Origin of the sequence: Pseudoxanthomonas sp. LjRoot143 (assembly GCF_964252945.1) — a bacterium.
Taxonomy (GTDB): domain Bacteria; phylum Pseudomonadota; class Gammaproteobacteria; order Xanthomonadales; family Xanthomonadaceae; genus Pseudoxanthomonas_A.
In genome coordinates this window covers 903,042-923,982 of record NZ_CAXUPM020000001.1, presented here as the reverse complement: position 1 = coordinate 923,982, position 20,941 = coordinate 903,042, and the positions used below count along the sequence as shown (strand labels likewise).

At 67.5% G+C, this 20,941-nt stretch carries 21 protein-coding genes, 1 tRNA gene and 2 pseudogenes; 13 read left to right on the top strand and 11 right to left on the bottom strand.

Translation table 11 applies throughout. The features are described from left to right. Nucleotides 1-29: 29 nt before the first annotated feature. The 3 genes and pseudogenes from panB to pcnB form a co-directional block, all read right to left on the bottom strand. The gene (panB, locus tag ACSQ1W_RS04345; RefSeq protein ID WP_436041788.1) at nt 30-842 is read right to left on the bottom strand and encodes a 3-methyl-2-oxobutanoate hydroxymethyltransferase; all 813 of its coding nucleotides are present in this window, start codon (nt 840-842) and stop codon (nt 30-32) included. 17 nt (nt 843-859) lie between these two features. After that, nucleotides 860-1,342: a 2-amino-4-hydroxy-6-hydroxymethyldihydropteridine diphosphokinase gene (gene folK / locus ACSQ1W_RS04340; RefSeq protein ID WP_436046098.1), complete on the bottom strand. Its 483-nt coding sequence runs from the start codon at nt 1,340-1,342 to the stop codon at nt 860-862. 5 nt (nt 1,343-1,347) lie between these two features. Further along, nucleotides 1,348-2,655 (bottom strand): annotated as a pseudogene (gene pcnB / locus ACSQ1W_RS04335) (polynucleotide adenylyltransferase PcnB); the annotation flags it as partial. Between the two features lie 119 nt (nt 2,656-2,774). On the opposite strand from pcnB, the gene ACSQ1W_RS04330 reads away from it, so the two are divergent. The 3 genes from ACSQ1W_RS04330 to ACSQ1W_RS04320 all read left to right on the top strand — a co-directional run bounded on the left by ACSQ1W_RS04330 (nt 2,775) and on the right by ACSQ1W_RS04320 (nt 5,044). Next, nucleotides 2,775-2,849: transfer RNA gene (locus ACSQ1W_RS04330), tRNA-Glu, on the top strand. Nucleotides 2,850-3,005: 156 nt separating this feature from the next. Next, entirely contained in the window at nt 3,006-3,671 is a 666-nt protein-coding gene (locus tag ACSQ1W_RS04325; RefSeq protein ID WP_343227254.1) for a response regulator transcription factor, read from the top strand. After that, nucleotides 3,668-5,044, top strand: coding sequence for an ATP-binding protein (locus tag ACSQ1W_RS04320; protein ID WP_436041787.1), 1,377 nt, complete (start codon nt 3,668-3,670; stop codon nt 5,042-5,044). The genes ACSQ1W_RS04325 and ACSQ1W_RS04320 overlap by 4 nt, the downstream gene beginning before the upstream one ends. A gap of 14 nt (nt 5,045-5,058) precedes the next feature. Here the strand turns inward: ACSQ1W_RS04320 and ACSQ1W_RS04315 are convergent, their stop codons facing one another. The 4 genes from ACSQ1W_RS04315 to ACSQ1W_RS04300 form a co-directional block, all read right to left on the bottom strand. Further along, nucleotides 5,059-6,072, bottom strand: a complete 1,014-nt coding sequence (locus tag ACSQ1W_RS04315; protein ID WP_436046096.1) for an MBL fold metallo-hydrolase — start codon at nt 6,070-6,072, stop codon at nt 5,059-5,061. Between the two features lie 91 nt (nt 6,073-6,163). Continuing rightward, a complete protein-coding gene (locus ACSQ1W_RS04310; protein WP_436041786.1) occupies nt 6,164-6,739 on the bottom strand; it encodes a hypothetical protein in 576 nt (191 codons plus the stop codon). A gap of 36 nt (nt 6,740-6,775) precedes the next feature. Continuing rightward, entirely contained in the window at nt 6,776-7,582 is an 807-nt protein-coding gene (locus ACSQ1W_RS04305) for a MipA/OmpV family protein (RefSeq protein ID WP_436041785.1), read from the bottom strand. Nucleotides 7,583-7,714: 132 nt separating this feature from the next. Continuing rightward, nucleotides 7,715-8,422 (bottom strand): pirin family protein, encoded by a 708-nt coding sequence (locus tag ACSQ1W_RS04300; protein ID WP_436041784.1) that lies wholly within the window; start codon nt 8,420-8,422, stop codon nt 7,715-7,717. 304 nt (nt 8,423-8,726) lie between these two features. On the opposite strand from ACSQ1W_RS04300, the gene fdxA reads away from it, so the two are divergent. Then, complete coding sequence (gene fdxA / locus ACSQ1W_RS04295; RefSeq protein ID WP_192269226.1) at nt 8,727-9,050, top strand: ferredoxin FdxA; 324 nt, start codon at nt 8,727-8,729, stop codon at nt 9,048-9,050. A gap of 76 nt (nt 9,051-9,126) precedes the next feature. Here fdxA and ACSQ1W_RS04290 read toward each other — a convergent pair whose 3' ends face one another. Together ACSQ1W_RS04290 and dapA are read right to left on the bottom strand one after the other, a co-directional pair. Next, nucleotides 9,127-9,615 (bottom strand): hypothetical protein, encoded by a 489-nt coding sequence (locus tag ACSQ1W_RS04290; protein WP_192269229.1) that lies wholly within the window; start codon nt 9,613-9,615, stop codon nt 9,127-9,129. A gap of 16 nt (nt 9,616-9,631) precedes the next feature. Then, nucleotides 9,632-10,540 carry a 4-hydroxy-tetrahydrodipicolinate synthase gene (dapA, locus tag ACSQ1W_RS04285; protein ID WP_436041783.1) on the bottom strand — a complete coding sequence of 303 codons (909 nt, stop codon included), beginning with the start codon at nt 10,538-10,540 and terminating at the stop codon, nt 9,632-9,634. 180 nt (nt 10,541-10,720) lie between these two features. Here dapA and ACSQ1W_RS04280 point away from each other — a divergent pair, with 180 nt between their 5' ends. From ACSQ1W_RS04280 to ACSQ1W_RS04250, 7 genes are all read left to right on the top strand, one after another. Then, nucleotides 10,721-11,281 (top strand): glycine cleavage system protein R, encoded by a 561-nt coding sequence (locus ACSQ1W_RS04280; protein ID WP_162336523.1) that lies wholly within the window; start codon nt 10,721-10,723, stop codon nt 11,279-11,281. Between the two features lie 2 nt (nt 11,282-11,283). Beyond that, nucleotides 11,284-11,769, top strand: coding sequence for a peroxiredoxin (locus ACSQ1W_RS04275; RefSeq protein ID WP_436041782.1), 486 nt, complete (start codon nt 11,284-11,286; stop codon nt 11,767-11,769). Between the two features lie 115 nt (nt 11,770-11,884). Beyond that, on the top strand, nt 11,885-13,282 hold the full coding sequence (locus tag ACSQ1W_RS04270) for a PhoH family protein (RefSeq protein WP_436041781.1): 1,398 nt from the start codon (nt 11,885-11,887) through the stop codon (nt 13,280-13,282). A gap of 55 nt (nt 13,283-13,337) precedes the next feature. Continuing rightward, on the top strand, nt 13,338-13,832 hold the full coding sequence (locus ACSQ1W_RS04265; protein ID WP_436041780.1) for a hypothetical protein: 495 nt from the start codon (nt 13,338-13,340) through the stop codon (nt 13,830-13,832). 6 nt (nt 13,833-13,838) lie between these two features. Then, nucleotides 13,839-14,516 (top strand): YoaK family protein, encoded by a 678-nt coding sequence (locus ACSQ1W_RS04260; protein WP_436041779.1) that lies wholly within the window; start codon nt 13,839-13,841, stop codon nt 14,514-14,516. Nucleotides 14,517-14,559: 43 nt separating this feature from the next. Continuing rightward, the gene (gene thiD, locus ACSQ1W_RS04255; protein ID WP_436041778.1) at nt 14,560-15,369 is read left to right on the top strand and encodes a bifunctional hydroxymethylpyrimidine kinase/phosphomethylpyrimidine kinase; all 810 of its coding nucleotides are present in this window, start codon (nt 14,560-14,562) and stop codon (nt 15,367-15,369) included. Next, nucleotides 15,366-16,217, top strand: coding sequence for an alpha/beta hydrolase family protein (locus tag ACSQ1W_RS04250; RefSeq protein ID WP_436041777.1), 852 nt, complete (start codon nt 15,366-15,368; stop codon nt 16,215-16,217). Before thiD ends, ACSQ1W_RS04250 begins: the two co-directional genes overlap by 4 nt. A 191-nt stretch (nt 16,218-16,408) precedes the next feature. On the opposite strand, the pseudogene ACSQ1W_RS04245 reads toward ACSQ1W_RS04250, so the two are convergent. Together ACSQ1W_RS04245 and galE are read right to left on the bottom strand one after the other, a co-directional pair. Continuing rightward, a pseudogene (locus ACSQ1W_RS04245) lies at nt 16,409-17,209 on the bottom strand (diguanylate cyclase); the annotation flags it as partial. 185 nt (nt 17,210-17,394) lie between these two features. Next, nucleotides 17,395-18,411, bottom strand: coding sequence for a UDP-glucose 4-epimerase GalE (gene galE / locus ACSQ1W_RS04240; RefSeq protein ID WP_436041776.1), 1,017 nt, complete (start codon nt 18,409-18,411; stop codon nt 17,395-17,397). A gap of 200 nt (nt 18,412-18,611) precedes the next feature. Here galE and ACSQ1W_RS04235 point away from each other — a divergent pair, with 200 nt between their 5' ends. Both ACSQ1W_RS04235 and ACSQ1W_RS04230 read left to right on the top strand, forming a co-directional pair. After that, nucleotides 18,612-19,901: a nucleotide sugar dehydrogenase gene (locus ACSQ1W_RS04235; RefSeq protein ID WP_305077268.1), complete on the top strand. Its 1,290-nt coding sequence runs from the start codon at nt 18,612-18,614 to the stop codon at nt 19,899-19,901. Between the two features lie 27 nt (nt 19,902-19,928). Then, entirely contained in the window at nt 19,929-20,936 is a 1,008-nt protein-coding gene (locus tag ACSQ1W_RS04230) for an NAD-dependent epimerase (RefSeq protein ID WP_436041775.1), read from the top strand. The last annotated feature ends 5 nt before the right edge of the window (nt 20,937-20,941 follow it).

Sequence of the window (20,941 nt, the reverse complement as noted above, 5' to 3'; positions counted from 1 at the left end):
CCTGTGGCGAATCGGTGCGCGCGGCGCGGTCAGTAGGAATGGGCGTCGTCGGGGAATGCCCCGCTGCGCACCGCGTCGGCATAGGCGCGTACCGCGCCGGCGACGGAGCCGCCTTCGGCCAGGAAATCCTTGACGAACTTCGGCCGCCGGTGGCCCGTGTCCAGGCCGAGGAAATCGTGCAGTACCAGCACCTGCCCGTCGCAACCGGCACCGGCGCCGATACCGATGGTGGGAATGGCGAGATCCGCGGTGATCGCGGACGCCAGCGACGACGGCACGCATTCCAGCACCAGCAACTGCGCGCCCGCGTCGGCCACGGCACGCGCCTCTTCATGCAGGCGGGCGGCAGCGGCCTCGTTGCGCCCCTGCACCTTGTAGCCACCGAACTTGAGCACCGACTGCGGCGTCAGGCCCAGGTGCGCGCACACCGGGATGTCGCGCTCGACCAGGAAGCGGATGACCTCGAGTTTGTGGCCCGCGCCTTCCAGCTTGACCATCTCGGCGCCGGCCTGCAGCAACGCGATCGCCGCATCCAGCGCGCGCTCGGGCGTAGCGTCGGACTGGAACGGCAGGTCCGACACCAGCAACGCGCGGTTGAGGCCGCGGGAGACGGCACGCGTGTGGTAGACGATGTCGTCCACCGTCACCGGCAGCGTCGAATCATGCCCCTGCACCACCATGCCCAGCGAGTCGCCGATCAGCACGAGGTCGACGCCGTTGGCGTCCAGTACGCGGGCAAAACTGTTGTCGTACGCCGTCAGCATCACCAGCTTGCGACCGTCGCGCTTGGCGTCGGCGAGGGCGGGAACGGTCCAGGGCTTGCTGTCGGCGTGCGTGCTCATAGCACCGCATTATCCACTCATAACGGATGGATGTTGGACATTTCCAGCACGGACACAGCATCCCGCGCATCGCCCCGCCCGGGGATACGGGCCGCAGGCAGCACATCCAGCAGTGGCACCAGCGCGAAGGCGCGCTCGTGCAGGTGCGGGTGCGGCACCTGCAGGCCGGGCTCGTCGATCACCGCGTCCCCGTAGAGCAGCAGGTCCAGATCCAGGGTGCGCGGTCCCCAGCGCTCGCCACTCGGACGATGCCGCCCGAACTCGGCTTCGACCGTCAGCAATCGTTCCAGCAATGCGCGTGGCGCCAGCGAGGTCTCCAGCAGTGCCACGGCATTGATGAAATCGGGCTGGTCTTCCTTGCCCCAGGCCGGCGTCCGGTAGAAACGCGAGACCGCACGCACGACGACACCCTCATGGCGGGCCAGCGCCTCGACCGCGCGCCGCAACGTGTCCGCGGCGTCGCCGAGATTGGCTCCCAGGCCGATGCAGGCCTGGACGATGGGCGTCATTCCGGCGACGGGCCGCCGGTGCGGCGACGGCGACGACGGCGGCGCTTGGAAGGCGGCGCATCCTCATCGGTGAAGGCGTCCGTCGGCGCGACCCCGAGCGTGGCGGCGAGTTCTTCACCGGACTGCGTCTGCGCTTCGCGCCAGAACGCGACGTCCTCGGCGTGCTCGGGCGAAGCCGCCAGACGCAGGACCAGGAAATCGAACGCGGCGCGGAAGCGCGGATGGGTCAGCAGCCGTGTCACGCGCTTGCGCTGGCGGTTGCCGAAGCGCGTCTGCAGCAGCCAGATCTCCTGCATCGGCAACGAGAAGCGGCGCGGCAGCGCGACCGTGTTCAACTGGTGCAACGTCACCCGGTCGGCAGCGCGGCGTTGTGCTTCCTCGGCCTGCACGCCCTGCGCCTGCAGGCCCATCAGCGCGCGGCAGTACGCCGGCCACAGCAGCAACGCGAACAGGAAGGCAGGCGACACCGGCTCGTCGTTGGCGACCCGCTGGTCGGTACCGGCCAGGCCCGCCAGCACCATCCGGCGCAGCGCGCCACTGCGATTGGATGCCAGCGCGGCCGCGGTCTCGGGAAACAGCACCTTCAACAGGCCGAAGCGCTCCAAACCTTCGAAGCTGGCGACGCCATGCCCGGACAGGAACAGCTTCAGGATCTCTTCGAAAAGACGCGCGGGCGCAGCCTCCGCCAGCAGCGGCGCCAGCGGCGCGATCGGCGCGGCGGTCGCTGCTTCGATCTCGAAGTCCAGCTTGGCGGCCAGGCGCACGGCGCGCAGCATGCGCACGGGATCCTCGCGATAGCGCTGCTCCGGATCGCCGATCAGCTTCAATCGCCGCGCCATCGTGTCTTCGAAGCCACCCACATAGTCGCGGACCGAGAAGTCGTCGATGGCGTAGTACAGCGCGTTGGCGGTGAAGTCGCGGCGTACCGCGTCGTCCTCCACCGTGCCGTAGACGTTGTCGCGGACCAGGCGGCCGTTGTCCATCTCGCGGTCGCCGCTGCCGTCGTCGCTGTTGGCGCGGAAGGTGGCGACCTCGATGATCTCCCGCCCGAACACCACGTGCGCAAGACGGAAGCGGCGGCCGATCAGGCGGCAGTTGCGGAACTGCTGGCGGACCTGCTCGGGCGTGGCGTCGGTGGCGACGTCGAAGTCCTTGGGGTGGCCGCCGACCAGCAGGTCGCGCACCGCGCCACCGACCAGGTAGGCCTGGAAACCGGCATCCCGCAGGCGGTAGAGCACGCGCAGCGCGTTCGGGCTGATGTCCTTGCGCGAAATGGTGTGCTGGTCGCGCGGGATGGTTCGCAGAGCGGTGACAGGCGTAATAGCGGCAGTTCCATGCAGGAGGGTCGCGCGGTCGGCTGGGTGGATTGCCCTGAGCCTGACCGCCGCCTATACTAATCCGCTACGCCGGTTTCACCAAAAACGCTCCCTTCGTCTAGTGGTTAGGACGTGGCCCTCTCAAGGCTAAAACAGGGGTTCGAGTCCCCTAGGGAGCGCCATCCGGTCTAGGCTGCGGGTTGAGATCCGCAGCAGGTGGAACGACCAGAACCCCGCTCCGGCGGGGTTTTGCGTTTCCAGTCCCGGCCGGTAGGCCATTAAAACCGGTTTAATCGCTCCCCCCTAGCATGGTGGCCCCGCCACCCCGAGGGCTGCCCGTGTCGCGCCTGCTCCTGGTTGAAGACGATCGCATGCTCGGTGACGCGCTGGCCGCCGCGCTGGCGCAGGACGGCTGGTCGATCGATCGCGCCGAGGACGTCGCTTCAGCGCGCCTGGCGCTGGTCGACCATGGCTACACGGCGGTGTTGCTGGACCTCGGCCTGCCGCGCGGGTCCGGATTGGACGTGCTGACCACGCTGCGCCAGCGCTACGACACCACGCCGGTGTTGATCATCACCGCGCGCGACCAGCTCAGCGACCGCGTGCGCGGGCTGGACGCCGGGGCCGACGACTACATCGTCAAACCCTTCGAAGCCGGCGAACTCAGCGCGCGACTGCGCGCCGTGATCCGTCGGACGCAAGGCCGCGTGTCGCCGGTACTGCGCCACGGCGACATCGTGCTGGATCCGGCCGACCGCTCGGTCCGGCTGGGCGATCGCCCGGTGCGCCTGGGCGTACACGAGTACCGCACCCTGCTCGCCCTGATGGAGCGGCCCGGCCGCGTGATCGCACGCGACATGCTGGAATCGCTGGTCTACGGCGGCGACGGCGCGATCGAAAGCAACACCATCGCCGTCTACATCCACCAGTTGCGCAAGAAGCTCGGCGACGGCGTCATCACGACCGTACACGGCTTCGGCTACCGTCTGGGAGAGGGCGAATGAGCCATTCGCTGAAGTCCAAGCTGCTGCTCGCGGTGATGACGCCGCTGGCCCTCGGCTGGACCTGCTGGCTGGGCGGGCAGCACTTCCAGATGACCCGCCAGCAGCAGGGACACGACGATCTGTTCCTGCAGGAGGTCAGCGAGCAGATCCTGCTGTCGATGCCGGGCAATCTCGACGCGCTTGACGAAGGTCCACGCCTGCAGTTGCCGGCGCGCGCCAGCACGGCGGGGAAAATGAAGTTCGAGACACTGCGCTACCAGGTCTGGATCCTTGGCCGCCGCACGCCCGTGGTGGCATCGGACGGCGCGCCGATGGAGCCGCTGCGTGCGGACTTCAAGCCCGGGTTCGTGGTCAGCGAGGTCGCGGGCGAGCCATGGCGCGTGTATGCCGTCACCGACGCGAGCGGACGCATCCAGGTGCAGTCCGGGATGTCGCAGTCTGCAATGAAGGCGGAGCTGGCGCACTGGGTGAAGATCAGCCTGTGGAGCGGTATCGGCATCCTGCTGGTGCTCGGCGCCACGGTAGGCTTGGCGATCCATTGGAGCCTGCGGCCGATGAACCGGCTGCGTCGCGAGATGGCGCAGCGCGAGCCGCACGACCTGGCTCCCCTGCCCGTCCACAAGCTGCCGCGTGAGATCCGCCCGCTGGTGGATTCGTTCAACCTGCTGCTCGAACGCCTCTCCGAGGCGATGCGTGGCGAACGCCAGTTCCTGGCCGACGCCGCACACGAACTGCGCACGCCGTTGGCCGCACTCCTGACGCAGACGCAGGTCGCCATGCGCGCCGGCAGCCAGGCGGACGCGCAGACCGCCCTGACGCAACTGGCGCAAGGCATCCAGCGCACGTCGCGCCTGGCGCAGCAGTTGCTCGATTCCGCACGCGTGGATGCCTCGCCGCTGCGCGAAGATCGTCCGGTGGTCGCGCTACCGGATGTGGTGACGATGGTCGCGCGCGAGTTCGAATCGATGGCGGGCCGACGGCAGCAGACGCTCGCACTCCACGCGGAGCCGGCCAGCGTGCAGGGCGACCTCGACGATCTCGGCATCCTCGTCCGCAACCTGCTCGACAACGCGGTCCGCTACAGCGGTGACGGCGCACGCATCGAAATCGCCTGCGGCGCCGACGACGACGGCGCGACGGCATGGCTGGTCGTGCGGGACAACGGCCCCGGTGTACCGGCCGAGGAGCGCGAGCGCATCTTCGAACGCTTCTTCCGCGGCAGCCAGGGCAATGGCGAACGCGGCAGCGGCATCGGCCTGTCGCTGGTCGACCGCATCGCCCGCGCGCACGACGCGCGCATCAAGGTGGAAGATGGCATCGCCGGCCGCGGATTCGGTTGCCGCGTCGAGTTCCGCGCCGCATCCGATGCCTGAAGCGCCGCGCGGCGTTACTCGCCGCGCCACCAGGGGAGCGTGTCACCGGGTCGTGCGATCGCCAGCGGTTGGCCGATCACCGGCGTGACGATGTCCACCCCAGCCTCTTGCGATAGCGTGTACAGCGTCTCCATCGGCTCGCTCCATCCATGGAACGCCAGGTCGAAGGTGCTGTTGTGGATCGGTACCAACGACCTGCCGCCCAGATCGCGGTGCGCCTGCAGCGTCTGCGCGGGCAGCATGTGCACGTCCTGCCAGCGGCGATCGTAGGCGCCGCACTCAAGCAGCGTCAGATCGAACGGCCCTAGGCGCTCGCCGATGGTGCGGAAGCCGTCGAAGTAGCCGGTGTCGCCACTGAAGAACACCTTCACTTCATTCACCTGGATCACCCACGATGCCCACAACGTGGCATTGCGGTCGAACAGCGTGCGACCGGAGAAATGCTGCGACGGCGTCGCCGTAAAGCGCACGCCCTGCAGTTGCACGTCGTCCCACCAGTCCAGCTGCCGCACCTTCTCGCGCGGCACGCCCCAGCGGATCAGGCGATCACCAACGCCGAGCGGCGTCAGGAATACCTCCGTCTTCGCCGCCAGCGCGCGCACCGTGTCGCGGTCAAGATGGTCGTAGTGGTCGTGCGACAGCACCACGGCGGACAGCGTCGGCAGATCGTCGATGGCGATGGGAGGCGCGTGGAAGCGCTTCGGTCCCGCCCACCGCACCGGCGAGGCGCGCTCGGAAAACACCGGGTCAGTCAGCCAGAAGCGACCGTCCAGCTTCAGCAGCACCGTCGAATGGCCAAGGCGATACAGCGTGTTGTCCGGTGCATCGTCCAATTGCTGGCGCGTCAACGCCTGCATGGGAATCGATCGGCTCGGCACGGTACCGGCCGGCTTGCCACCGACCAGGAAATCCCACCAGAGCTTGCTGGTCTCGCGCCATCCCATCGGCTTCGGCTTGCGTTCGTTCTGGAAGCCATCCTCGCCGAACTGCGGCGATTGCGGGTAAGACAGCGTGGCGCAGCCGGACATGCCGGCATAGGCGAACGCGGAGGCCGACACGCATGCTGCGGCGGCAATGCGCTTCAACCGCCTCCTGCGTCGCGATGACGGGGTGGACACGTCAGTCATCCTGGTCGCTCCGCAGCGTAGGAAACACATACTGGATCATCGTCGCCGTGCCCGCCTTGCCCGGCATCGCCATCTGCGCACCGTCATGCCCCACCGGCACCTGCCAGCGCAGATCCACGCACCCCAGGTCGGACGCCATGCGGCGGGCCTCGGCGAACAGGCGGTTGGCGATATCCGAAGGCCGTGCATTGGCAGGCACGAACAACGTTTCGAGATTGAAGTAGTAGGCACGCTCGATCATCGAAAAGCCCACTGTCGCGAAGGCATAACCCACCGGCTCGCTGCGGCGCTCCGCGATCCAGGCCCATGCACGCAGCGGCGGTTCGAACAGCGCCTCCATCAATTCGAGCACACCGGCGCCCATTTGCGTACCCGGCGTTTCCGGCAACTCCGCCCGCTGTCGGTCGCACAGCTGCATCAACGCTGCGGCGTGCGCGCGCGTCACGCGGCGGATGCCGATCTCGTCGCGACCCAGCATCTCGACCCAGGCAGGATCGCCCGGTGCGGGAAGATAGCCGCCCGGCAGTGGCAGGGGCGCGTTCTCGGCGGACAAGAGGCGTGCGGTCATGGGCAACTCCAGGGGGGAGGAAGGAAACGGCACGCGTCAGAAGCCGCGTGAGATACCGACGAACACGGACGTGCTGTTGTCCTTGTCCAGTTCGACCAGCGGGCCGTCCTGCAGCACATCCGGCAACGCCCGGTATTCGAGGTTGCCCAGCAGTGCCCAGCGCTTGGCGAACGGATGGATCAGGCTGACGCTGGCGCGCGGCACCGTCGCGGCGCCGGGGCGATACGCCACCACACCGCGCGCGACTTCTTCGTCGAGGATGCCGTAGTAGTAGTCGGCCATGTCGGCGGACAGACGCACCGCACCGATGGAGGGCACCAGCGTCGTGCGGCCCAGCGTCAGCGGATAGCTATAGTCGAGCGAGGCGGCATAGCCTTCGCTCGCGCCGCTGACATCGAAGCGTACGTCGAGGTCGAGTTTGCCTGCCGCGCCCTTCCAACTGGCGCCGACGCCGAGGTCGACGCTGTGGTCGCGATCGGACAGCAGGTTGCGGTCGACACCGCGGCGCGCCAGTTCGGCGACGCCGAAATCGTCGGCATCCATGCCGTCCAGACGTCCCGCGATGAACGTGCGCAGCTCGAAGCGCTCGTCCTTGTAGGCGCGATAACCCAGCGCGGCACCGCGCAGATAGAAGCGATCGCCGTCGTAGGCGATGTTGGGGTAAAGACGGGTGCGCGTGCCTTCGCCCGCGTATTCGCTGTCGCGATGCACGACGGCGAGACCCGCGCTCCAGCGGCTCGGCAGCTGGTCCTGCGCCTGCTTGTCGGTGCGTTCGACCACCTGGGCCGCCACGGAAACGGGCAACAGCAACAACAGCGGCGTGCAGGCGCGCAGTACAGACATGGAGACCTCGGCATGGGGGATGGGGGATGTCCGGCCCCACCATGCTCGCGCCCGCTCTTTAAGAACTCCTTAAGCACGGCAACGGCCGACGTGATTCGCGCCGGCCGTGCCCTTGCACTTGCACTTGCGGGATTACGGCATCCGCGGCAGGTCGAACACCAGCACTTCCGCGCCGATGCCGCGCTCGATGCTGACCAACGGCTCGGCGTCGTACAACAGCGCGTCACCCGCCTTCAGCGGCTTGCCGTTGACGGTGACCTCGCCACGCGCCACGTGCACGTAGCCCAGCCGTCCTTCGGCCAGCGAAAGCTCGGCCTTCTCGCTGCCGTCGAAGAGGCCGACGTACATGCGCGCATCCTGGTGGATGCTGATCGAACCATCGCTGCCATCCGGGCTGATCACCAGCCGCAGACGGCCCTGCTTCTCGGTAGCCGGGAAGGCCTTTTCCGCGTACGACGGCGTGACGCCCTGGCGATCGGGGATGATCCAGATCTGCAGGAAGTGGGTGGTGCCGGCTTCGTTGTAGTTGAACTCGGAGTGCTGCACGCCGGTGCCGGCGCTCATGCGCTGCACGTCGCCCGGCACGATGCTGGAACTGTTGCCCATCGAGTCCTTGTGGCCCAGCGCGCCTTCCAGCACGTAGCTGATGATCTCCATGTCGCGGTGGCCGTGTTCGCCGAAGCCGCGACCGGCAGCCACGCGGTCCTCGTTGATGACGCGCAGCGGGCCCCAATGCACGTGCTTGTCGTCGAAGTAGCTGGCGAAGGAGAAGCTGTGCCAGGAGTCGAGCCAGCCGTGGTTGGCATGGCCGCGGGCATCGGCGGGGCGCAGGGTGATCATGGCGGAACTCCTTCTGTGGTGAGGCGCGCAGCATGATCCTGCACATGGTGGGATAAATCAGGCGGCAATCAATTGATTGTTCTATTTGTGAAACCACAACCTCACCGTGCCCGGTTGTCTTGCGATTCTGGAACGATGCCCCGTCCCGGCATGCGGCACCCGCCTTGCGGGACACGCCCCCCCCCTCCGGTGCCTGGCACGTCGGCGCGCTCCTCCGACGCAGGCGGCAAGCAAGAAAGATTCCCAACTCGAATCACGCGGTGATTTAAACTTGCCCGGTTCTTTCCGCTGCACATCGAGCCTCATGCCTTTCGTCGTCACCGAAAACTGCATCAAGTGCAAGTACACCGACTGCGTTGAAGTCTGTCCGGTGGACTGCTTCCACGAAGGTCCGAACTTCCTGGTGATCGATCCTGACGAATGCATCGACTGCACGCTGTGCGAGCCGGAGTGCCCCATCAACGCGATCTATCCCGAAGACGACGTGCCCGCCGGACAGGAAGGCTACGTGGCGCTCAACGCCGAGCTGTCGCATGCCTGGCCGGTGATCACCACCCGCAAGGAACCGTTGCCGGACGCGAAGGAATGGGAAGGCAAGCCCAACAAGCTGCCGTTGCTGGAGCGCTGATCGCGCCGGTCCCTGCAGCCGCACAAGAAAAAGGGCGCCTTTCGGCGCCCTTTTCGTTCGTGGCGTGGTGGCCGGATCAGCCGCCCAGCTTGGCCTTCAGCGCGCCGAGCAGCTTGACCGCCGCCGGCGACGTGGCCGGCAGGCCGCGCGGGTCGACCGCGGACACGTAGGCACCCGCTTCCACCGCCGAGACACGCACCAGGAAGCTCGCGCCTTCATAGCTCACGTCATAGGTGCCCAGCAGCTGCGCACGGCTGGCGACGGTCACCCCTTCGACACCGGCCAGCGCTTCGCCGACACGCGTGAAGGCTTCGTCGCGGGAGCCCGCCACATTGAAGCCGCCCGCTGCCGGTGCCGCGGTCGGGCCCACTTGTCCGGCCGACGGAATCTGCATCGCACCGCTGGTGTTGGGCACGTTGAGATCCGGCGGAACTTCCAGCGGACGCGCTTCCGGTGCCAGCGCATAGTCGCCCTTCGCGCCCTTCTTGAACCAGGAGCAGCCGGCGACGGACACGACCAGCAGCACGAGGGCGAGCGGACGCACGAGGGAAGACGAAAGACGCATGAAGTTCTCCTGGGGTTCAGGCCGCGAGGCTGTCGCGGCTGGATTGTGCTTCCAACGCCTGCGCCAGAGCGGCGAGACGGTCGGCAGTGTCGGTATGGGTGGAAGACAGCGTGAGCAGCGGCAGGCGCAGGCCGTGGCCGAAGCCCGCGCGCTGCAACAGCGCCTTCACCGGGATGGGGTTGGATTCCACGCCGAGGAAGCCGTAGATCTCCTGCAACTGCGCGTCCAGCGCGGCGACAGCGGCGCTGTCGCCGGCCCGCGACAGGTCGCACAGGCGGCGGAACGTGCGCGGCAGCGCGTTCGAGCCCACCGAAATCAGGCCATCGGCGCCCGCCAGCATCGCGCGCGATGCGGTCGGATCGTCGCCACTGAGGATGGCGAAGCCCTCCGTGCGCAGCGCGAGCAGCGCCGCCATGCGCTCGGGCTCGGCGCGCGCTTCCTTGATGCCCACGATGTTCGGATGGTCGACCAGTTCCGCCACCGTCTCCGGCAACAGATCGCAGCCCGTGCGGCCCGGCACGTTGTAGAGCACCACCGGCAACCCGCCCTGATCGGCGACGGCGCGGTAGTGCGCCACCAGACCCGCCTGCGTGGGCCGCACATAAGGGGGCGTCACGACAAGTGCGAACCGGGCGCCGCCAGCGGCCGCGCGACGGGTGGCGGCGATGGTCTTCGCGGTGTTCATCTGACCGGTGCCGGCGAGCACCGGCACCCGGCCACCCACTTCTTCCACGGCGATGCGCAACACGGTGTCGTACTCGTCGTCCGACAGCGCCGCTGCCTCACCGGTGGAGCCCGCCACCACCACGCCCTGGGTGCCGCCGTCGAGCTGCTGTTTGAGCAGCGCGCGCCAGGCTTCCAGGTCGAGTTCGCCCGACGCCAGGAACGGCGTGGCCAGTGCGGTGATGCTGCCGGAAAGGTGCAAGATGGAGGCTCTCGGTGGGGATCCGACGGCCGGTGGCGCCTGTAAGCGCAGTTATCCCGGTCCGCCTGCAATGTCGGCCGCATGTTACTTGCGGGTTCAAAGGGCGGGCAAGTATGCTGCCAGCGTCGCCGGGCCGCAGCCCGGCCGCCATTCAGCCAGACCGCAACGCCGGAAGCTCTCTTGACCGATTCCACGCCCCGGCCTTCGCCGACCGAAAACCACCTCCTGATCACCGCCTACACGACGCATCCGGAATCGCCGCTCCTGTCGGTGACGCGCCGGATCGCGGACAGCGGCTGCAATCTGGTGGACGCGCGCTTGTCCACGGTGGGACGCGACGTATCGGTGACGGCGCTGGCGACCGGTTCGTGGGATGCGGTGGCGAAGCTGGAAGCGATGCTGTCGCGGCTGGAGCGCGACGATGGCTTGAAGCTGGTGTTCTACCGCACCGGCCCGAAGGTGGTGCAGTCGAACCTGCTGCCGTACATCGTGGAAGTGGTGGCCGCCGACAAGCCGGGCATCCTGTTCCAGCTGGCCGATTTCTTCGACCGCCAGGGCATCACCATCGAGAACCTGCAGAGCACGCGCTACCGCGCGATGCAGACCGGCGCGGAGATGTTCTCGGCGCAGGTCACCATCGGCGTGCCGGCGAACATGCACATCGCCGCGCTGCGCGACGATTTCCTCGAATTCTGCGACCATCTGAACCTGGACGCGATCATGGATCCGATGAAGTTCTGACGATGACGGCGAAAAGCGCGAACGCCCTGCCCAAGTCGACATTGAAACTGCCACTGGCGCTGTCCGGCGGCGAGACCACCACCCTCGCCGATTACGCCGGCACCTGGCTGGTCCTGTACTTCTATCCGAAAGACAGCACGCCCGGCTGCACCACCGAAGGCCTGGATTTCAACGCGCTGCTGCCGAAGTTCAAGAAATTGAACGCCACGGTGCTGGGTGTGTCGCGCGACTCCGTGAAGTCGCACGACAACTTCTGCGCCAAGCAGGGCTTCAGGTTCCCGCTGGTCAGCGACGCCGACGAAGCGTTGTGCAAGGCCTTCGACGTGATCCACGAGAAGAACATGTACGGCCGCAAGGTGCTGGGTGTGGTCCGCAGCACCTTCCTGGTCTCGCCCGACGGCCGCATCGCGCAGGAATGGCGCGGCGTGAAGGTCGCCGGCCATGCCGACGCCGTACTGGACGCCCTGAAGGCTCACCAGGCCCAGTGACGAAATCCTCTTCCCCTTCACCCACCATCCCGCGCCGCGGCGGGTCATGGTGGTTCGCTGCTGTCCGCGGAAAAGTGGCCCGTGTTCACACATCTTCCTCGATGAGGTTGCCCGAATGACCCGTAGCAAGCGTATCTATGTGTTGGACACCAACGTGCTGATGCACGACCCCACCGCGTTGTTCAAGTTTGAGGAACACGATGTCTACCTGCCGATGCAGGTGATCGAAGAACTGGACAACGGCAAGAAAGGCACGTCGGAAGCGAGCCGCAATGCGCGGCAGGTCAGCCGCTTCCTCAACGAACTGGTCGAAGCCTCCGGCCTGGACAACCTCGCCGCCGGCATTCCGCTGATCCAGCCCAACAGCCTGCAGCTGCGCGGCTCGAAGAGCGCCGGCCTGCTGCGCTTCCAGACCAGCCATTTCGAGGCCGGCAAAAGCTTCGGCGCCGTCATTCCCGACAACGCCATCCTCGGCGCGATCCTCGCGCTGAAGGAACAGGAGCCGGAGATCCCGGTGGTGTTCGTGTCCAAGGACATCAACCTGCGGATCAAGGCGGCGATCGCGGGCATCGTGTCGGAAGACTACGAGAACGATCGTGCGCTGGACGACTTCAGCCTGCTCTACACCGGCGCGGACCCGCTGCCGGAGGATTTCTGGCAGCGCCACGGCAAGGACCTGCGCTCGTGGACCGACAAGGGGCGCACGTTCTACGAAGTCGCCATGGCCGATGACGCCGGCTGGTATCCCAACCAGTTCCTCTACCTGCCGGGCGACGACGAATCGGAGTTCCGCGTCAGCAAGGTGGAGGGCGACAAGGCGACGCTGCAGATCGTCGACGACTTCCGCCACAGCCAGCATGCGGTGTGGGGTATCAATGCGCGCAACCGCGAGCAGAACTTCGCGCTCAACGCGCTGATGGATCCCGACATCGACTTCGTCACCCTGCTCGGCACCGCCGGCACCGGCAAGACGCTGCTCGCGCTTGCCGCCGGCCTGGCGCAGACGATGGACCAGCAGCGCTACCGAGAGATCATCATGACGCGCGCCACGGTCAGCGTCGGCGAAGACATCGGCTTCCTGCCCGGCACCGAGGAAGAAAAGATGACGCCGTGGATGGGCGCGCTGACCGACAACCTGGAAGTGCTGACGCACAACCAGGAAGGTGGCGCGTGGGGCCGCGCGGCGACCAACGACCTGCTCGCCTCGCGCATCAAGATCCGCTCGATGAACTTCATGCGCGGCCGCACGTTCCTGTCGCGCTACCTGATCCTCGACGAGGCGCAGAACCTGACGCCGAAGCAGATGAAGACGCTGATCACCCGCGCGGGCCCGGGCACCAAGATCGTCTGCCTCGGCAACGTGGAGCAGATCGATACGCCCTACCTGACGGAGACGACGTCCGGCCTGACGTACGCGGTGGACCGGTTCAAGAACTGGGCGCACAGCGCGCACATCACGCTGCGGCGTGGCGAGCGTTCACGCCTGGCGGATTACGCATCGGAAGTGCTGTAAGGCGAACCAGGCCGCTACCTCGACCATCCGACGTAGCGGCCGTCCGCTGATCGCCATGCACGATCCGTACACGCCGCCTCATGCCATCGAGCCCGCTTCTCAGGCGGCGGCAGGCTTCACCCCGCGCGGCATGCAGTGGCGACGCATCATCCTCGGTTCGGTGGCGCTGTTTCTAGCACTGGCCGCTTGGGCTTTCGCGGCGGGCTTTCTGATACCGACGGTCGGGTTCCGCCTTTCTCCCGATGGCGGATGGATCGAGACGGCCATCATCATCCGGAAAGCTGTCTATGCCGTGATATCGACCTTCGCATATTGGTGGTTTGCGAAGGGCGTCCGATATCGGCGACTGATACACGTATTGCTCGCATGGAGCCTGGTCCAACTCATCGACACTGCGGTCGTGATGGCCGTGATGTCCGTGCTACCGCTCTCACCCGTTCGGTTCGCATGGAGTTCCATCCTGCTGAACCTGTTGCCCGCAATCGCCGGCTGGGCATTGACGTGGGTATGGCCGGGGCGACATCCGCGAGCTGCTCAGGGCGAAGGCTGACACCGCATGGGCCTCCACCTCCCCCGCTGGGTCTGGATCGGTGCGGTGACGCTCGCCTGCGTGGCCGGGATGGTCAACGTCATCGGCTACCTGGGCTTCGAGCACCAGGCGGTCAGCCACCTGACCGGCACCACCAGCCTGCTGGGCGCGGCGATCGCGCACGGCGACCTGCGCGCCGTGTTGCACCTGTGGGGCGTGCTGATCGCCTTCTGCCTGGGCGCGATGCTGAGCGGCCTGATCATTCAGGAACAGACGCTCAGGCTCGGGCGCCGGTACGGCGTGGTGCTGGCGCTGGAAGCCGCCCTGCTGCTGGTGGCCATCCCGTTGTTCAAACAGGAGCAGATCTGGGGCGCCCTGCTCGCCGCAGTGGCCTGCGGCCTGCAGAACGCCATGGTCACCACCTACAGCGGTGCCGCCGTCCGCACCACGCACCTGAGCGGCATGTTCACCGACCTAGGCATCGGGCTGGGCCACCTGTTGCGCGGCATGCCACTGCAGCTGCGCCGCCTGACACTGAGCGGCCTCATCATCAGCGGCTTCCTCGGCGGCGGCGTGCTCGGTGCATGGCTGTACCGCCACTTCGCGTACGACGCATTGCTGGCCCCTGCCCTGCTGACCGGCGGCACCGGCGTCGGCTACGTGCTGTACCGCCAGTGGCAGCGGACGAAGCCACCCGCTGCCTGACCCCTCGCGCCACACGCCCGCGTACGGATGGCACAATCCACGCATGACAGCTCCTTCCGTGGTTTCCGCCCTCACCATCGCCGGCTCCGATTCCGGTGGCGGCGCCGGCATTCAGGCCGACCTCAAGACCTTCGCCGCGCATCGGGTTCACGGCCTCTCGGCGATCGCTGCGCTGACCGCGCAGCACACCCGCGGGGTGACCGCCGTGAACGTGCCGACGATGGAGTTCCTGCGCGCGCAACTCGATGCGTGTTTCGAGGACTTCGACATCCGCGCGGTGAAGCTGGGCATGCTGGCCACCGCCGAGGTGATCGGTGTCGTGGCGAATGCGTTGCGCGCCCATGCACCGAAGACCATCGTGGTCGATCCCGTGATGGTCGCCACCAGCGGCGCCAAGCTGCTCGAAGACAGCGCATTGCATGCGTTACGAACGCAACTGCTGCCGCTCGCGGATGTGGTGACGCCCAATCTGCCCGAGGCCGAACTGCTGCTGGGCCGCGCCATCCCTGACGCGCAGGCGATGCGCGCGGCGGCGAACGACCTGCTGGCGCTGGGCGCACGCGCGGTATTCCTCAAGGGGGGTCACCTGCCCGATGACGGTGACGTGGTGGATCTCTATGTCGATGCGGATGGCCTGACGGCAACATCGCACCCGCGCCTGTCGCTCGAAGCCCATGGCACAGGATGCACGCTGGCCTCCGCCATCGCCGCGCGTCGTGCGCAGGGCATGGCGATGAAGGAGGCCTGCCTGGCGGCGTCCGACTATGTGCACGCTGCGCTGCGCGGCGGCTACCGACCGGGGCGCAGCGACATCGTCGTGCTGGACCACATCGGCGCGGCACCCCTCGCATGAACGCCATCGATCAGCCCTTCCTCCACGAAGAGATCCCCCTGCAGTCGCAGGATGGCCACGCCTACACCCTGATCGCCCGCATTCCGGCCGACGCGTCGTCTGCGCTGCTATGGGTTCCCGCCCTCGGCGTTGCCGCGCGCCACTACCTGCCGTTCGCGGACGCACTTGCGGCGAAGGGCGTGGCGGTGTTCGTGCACGAATGGCGCGGCAACGGCAGCAGTTCACTGCGGGCCGGCCGACGCACCGACTGGGGCTATCGCGAGCTTCTCGGCACGGACCTGCCACTCAGCCACCAGGCGCTACGCAACCGGCTGCCGGGCATGCCGCATCGCATCGGTGGACACAGCCTGGGCGGACAGTTGGCGGCCTGCCATGGCGGCCAGGTGCCGGATGACTTTGCCGCGCTCTGGCTCGTCGGCAGCGGCACGCCTTACTGGCGCACGTTTCCGGCACCGCGGGGTTACGCGTTGCCGTTCTTCTACCAGTTCGCTCCCTGGCTGGCGCGTGCCTGCGGCGCTTTGCCGGGCCGGCGCCTGGGATTCGGTGGCGACGAAGCGCGCGGCCTGATCCGCGACTGGGCCCGTGTCGGACTCAGCGGCCGCTATCGCGCGGCGGGCTGGCCGGTGGACCTGGAAGCCGGCATGCGGCGGGTGCGCGTACCGCTGCGCGGCGTGTTGTTCGACGACGACTGGCTGGCGCCGGAAAGCTCGCTGCGCGCGCTGATGGCGAAGCTGCCGGATGCACCGGCGCACGTCACCGTGCTGGACCATGCCCGCCTGGGCGCACGCGCCGACCATTTCGCCTGGATGAAGCAACCGCAGGCCGTGATCGACGCGCTGCTCGCCTGACCAGGCCTCAGCAGCCGACGACGATGCAGTCGCGTCCCTGCGCCTTCGCCCGGTACAGCGCACTGTCGGCGCTGTTGATCCAGTCCGAGACCGTCGCGATGCCGGCGTGGGATTCGGCCAGCCCGATGCTCACCGTGCAACGCAGGCCGCGCGCCGAGAACGGGCAGGCGGCGACCTGTCGCCGCAGCCTCCGCCGCGACGATGGCCTCTTCCCAGCGCGTGTCGGGCATCACGACGCCGAACTCGTCGCCGCCGTAGCGCCCCCCGGTATCGACGTCGCGCAGGCAGGCCTTCAGCAGGCGGGCGAACTCCTCGACGACCTCGTCGCCGGTGGTGTGGCCGTAGCCGTCGTTGATGTCCTTGAAGCGGTCGATGTCGATCAGCACCAGCACCGCGGTGCGCCCGGCGCGCTGGAAGCGACCGAGCTCGGTGGTCGCCGCGTGCAGCCACTGCTGCCGGTTCATCAGGCCGGTGGCCGCGTCGAACCGCGCCATCCGCTCCAGCAGGTCCTTCTGCTGCCGGGCCTTGCGTGCCAACGCATGGGTGGCGATGCCGATGGCCATCGGATAGATGGCCAGGAACGGCAGGCAGGCCAGCACCACGGGATAGCTGGTATAGGGCTCGAACGCGAAGCCCCAGGCGGCGCTTGCGGCAAGACAGGTCAGCGCCATCGCCGCCAGCGTGCGTACCCCGAAGCGACCACCGCCGATGATGACCTTGTCCATCGTCAGCATCACCGCCAGCAGCACGCTGGGCAACGCATCGAAGTGCATGGCGGCGATCCAGAAGCCGCCCATGGCCGCATCGAAGGTCAGGTTCTGGAATTCCGCCCGCAGGGGCTCGCTGCGCTGCGCCTTCACCCGCAGGTAGGCCAGGTGCGGCCACAGGAAGCCGTTGGCGACCAGCAGCGCCCACAGCGCCGGCGAGGCGGAATGTTCGTACAGCACCGCGCCGACGCACAGGAACCCGAGCCCCAGCCCCAGCGCGCGCATCCGGTACATGCGCAGGCCATAGCGTGAGCGGTTCTGTTCCGCCATGTTGCGCACAGCGTCGGAAGGCACGCGGATCCAGGCGATGTGAGGTCAGCCGATTTTCAGCCAATCCCCCACCGGCCGCCAGCCCGCGACGTGGTGTCGCAACGGACGCTTATGCCAACCCGATCACGTTCGAGGCCCGCTCACGCGGCCGGGTAGCCCTGCGGATTCTGCGATTGCCAGCGCCAGGCATCGCGGCACATCGCGTCGACCCCCAGTTCGGCGCGCCATCCCAGCACGTCGTTGGCCAGCGACGGGTCGGCGTAGACCTCGGCCACATCCCCCGCGCGGCGATCGACGATCTGATAGGGAATCTCCCGCTCCGCGGCGCCGGCGAACGCCTTGACCAGTTGCAGCACGCTGATGCCCTGCCCGGTGCCCAGGTTGACCGTCAGGCTGCGGCGCTCGCGCAGCAGGAAATCCAGCGCATCGGCATGCGCCCGCGCCAGGTCCATCACGTGGATGTAATCGCGCACGCCGGTGCCGTCCGGCGTCGGCCAATCGCCGCCGAACACGCTCAGGTGCCCGCGTCGCCCGACCGCCACCTGGCAGATGTAGGGCATCAGGTTGTTGGGAATGCCGCTCGGATCCTCGCCGATGAGCCCGGACGCATGCGCGCCCACAGGATTGAAGTAGCGCAGGTTGGCCGCGTGGAACCCGGGGTCGCTGCGGCAGAGGTCGCCGATCAGCTCTTCCATCACCAGCTTGGTGCGGCCGTAGGGGTTGGTGACCTGCAGGTGGGCGTCTTCGCGCACGGGCACGCTCGCGGGGTCGCCGTAGACCGTGGCGGAGGAGCTGAACACAAGGCGCTTCACGCCCGCCGCCTGCATGCCGTGCAGCAGGTTGAGCGTGCCGCTGATGTTGTTGTGGAAATAGTCCAGCGGACGCTCGCACGACTCGCCCACCGACTTGAGCGCCGCGAAATGGACCACGGCGTCGAAGTGCTGCCGCGCGAAGAAGCCGGTCACCGCGTCCCGATCGCGCAGGTCCAGTGGCTGGAAAGGCACCGGCTGTCCGGTGATCTGCTGCAGCCTGGCCAGTACGCCCGGCGAGCTGTTGCTGAAATTGTCGGCCACCACGACATCGTGGCCCCGCTCGACGAGCACCACATAAGCATGTGCACCGATGTAGCCGGCGCCACCGCACAACAGGATCCGCATGTCGACTCCCCGGTCGCTGGTCACCCGCCTTCCACGGCGGGCAGTCATGATGGAGTTACGAGAACGACGCGGCGATCAGGCCATCCCTTGCCCGGCCACGTGCGTTCGGCCGCCCACCGCGCGGCGGTGCCTCCGCGACTCGCGGCCGCGCCACCTATAGACTCTCCCTCCGATCGCAGTGCACAGGGAACGCCCCACCGATGAATGCGCCATTGCCCACTCTCGACCAGGTCAGGATCGCCGTGATCGGCCTGGGATACGTCGGGCTGCCACTGGCGGTCGCGTTCGGCCGCACGTTCCCCACGCTCGGCTTCGACATCGATGCCCGGCGCGTGGCGGGCCTGCGCAACCATCACGACCATACGCTGGAGATGAGCGCCGAGGACCTGCGCGCGGCGCCGCGCCTGGATTTCAGCGACGACCCGGCCGCCCTGGCGGGATGCAACGTGTTCATCGTCACCGTTCCCACACCGATCGACGATTACAAGCGCCCGGACCTGCATCCGCTGGAGTCGGCCAGCCGCACCGTCGGCCGTGCCATCGGCCGGGGCGCGGTCGCCATCTACGAATCGACCGTCTATCCGGGCGCCACCGAGGAAACCTGCGTCCCGATCATCGAGCACGAATCCGGGCTGCGCTTCAACCACGACTTCTACGCCGGCTACAGCCCCGAACGCATCAATCCCGGCGACAAGCAGCACCGGCTGGAGACCATCGTCAAGGTCACCTCCGGCTCCACCGCCGAGGTGGCCGACTTCGTCGACGCCCTGTACGGCAGCATCATCACCGCCGGCACGCACAAGGCCAGCAGCATCCGCGTGGCCGAGGCCGCCAAGGTCATCGAGAACACCCAGCGCGACGTCAACATCGCGCTGGTCAACGAACTGGCGCTGATCTTCCATCGACTGGGCATCGATACCCACGAAGTGCTGGAGGCCGCCGGGACCAAGTGGAACTTCCTGCCGTTCCGCCCCGGCCTGGTCGGCGGCCACTGCATCGGCGTGGACCCCTACTACTTGACCCACAAGGCGCAGCAGATCGGCTACCACCCCGAGGTGATCCTGGCCGGGCGGCGCATCAACGACGGCATGGGCAGCCATGTTTCCCAGCGCGTCACCCGGCTGATGGCCCAGCGCAACCTGCCCATCGCCGGCGCGCGCGTGCTGGTGCTGGGACTGGCCTTCAAGGAGAACTGCCCGGACGTGCGCAACACGCGCGTCATCGACATCGTGTCCGGACTGCGCAGCTACAACGCGCGCGTCGACGTGCATGACCCATGGGTGAATGCGGACGAGGCCCGCCACGAATACGGGCTTGAGCTGGTGGCAGAGCCGGACGCAGGCCAGTACGATGCGGTGGTACTTGCGGTCGCGCACCGGGAGTTCGTCGAACGGGGCGCCCACGGTGTCCGTGCGCTCGGCAAGCCCGGTGCGGTGATTTTCGACGTGAAGCGCGCGTTGCCGCGCGACGCCGTCGACGACTGCCTGTAACCGCTCCTTCCCGCACGAGACCCTCCGATGCGTGTTCTGGTCACCGGCGCCGCCGGCTTCATCGGTTCGCATCTCAGCCATCGCCTGCTCGAACGGGGCGACGAAGTGCTGGGATACGACAACCTCAACGACTACTACGACCCCAGCCTGAAGGACGCACGCCTCGCTCGCCTGCTGCCGCAGCGCGGGTTCCGCTTCGTGCGCGGCGCGCTGGAGGACCGCGCGGCCCTGGAGGCCGCCTTCGACGACTTCCGCCCGCAGCGCGTGGTCAACCTGGCCGCCCAGGCCGGCGTGCGCTATTCGCTGGAGAACCCGCACGCCTACATCGACAGCAACATCGTCGGCTTCACCAACATCCTGGAGGCCTGCCGCCACCGGGGCATCGAACACCTGGTGTACGCCTCGTCGAGCTCGGTGTACGGCGCGAACCGCAAGCTGCCGTTCGCGGTGGAAGACAGCGTCGACCACCCGGTCAGCCTGTACGCCGCCACCAAGAAGGCCAACGAACTGATGGCGCACACGTACAGCCATCTGTTCGCGCTGCCGACCACCGGGTTGCGCTTCTTCACGGTGTACGGTCCCTGGGGGCGCCCGGACATGGCGCTGTTCCTGTTCACCCGCAACATCCTGGCCGGCACGCCGATCGACGTGTTCAACCACGGCCACCACACGCGCGACTTCACCTACATCGACGATATCGTCGAAGGCGTCATCCGCACGCTGGATACCGTTCCCGGCGCCGATCCCGCCTATGACCCGCTGCGACCGAACCCCGGTTCGTCGAGCGCGCCGTATCGCGTCTACAACATCGGCAACCACCAGCCGGTGCAGTTGCTGCGCTACATCGAGGTGCTCGAGGACTGCCTGGGCCGCAAGGCGGAAAAACGCCTGTTGCCGATGCAGCCCGGCGACGTCCCCGACACCGAAGCCGACGTCGAGGCCCTGCGCCGGGATACCGGCTACTCGCCGTCGACGCCCATCGGGACCGGCATCCGCCGTTTCGTGGACTGGTACCGCGCCTACTACGCCACCTGAGGCGT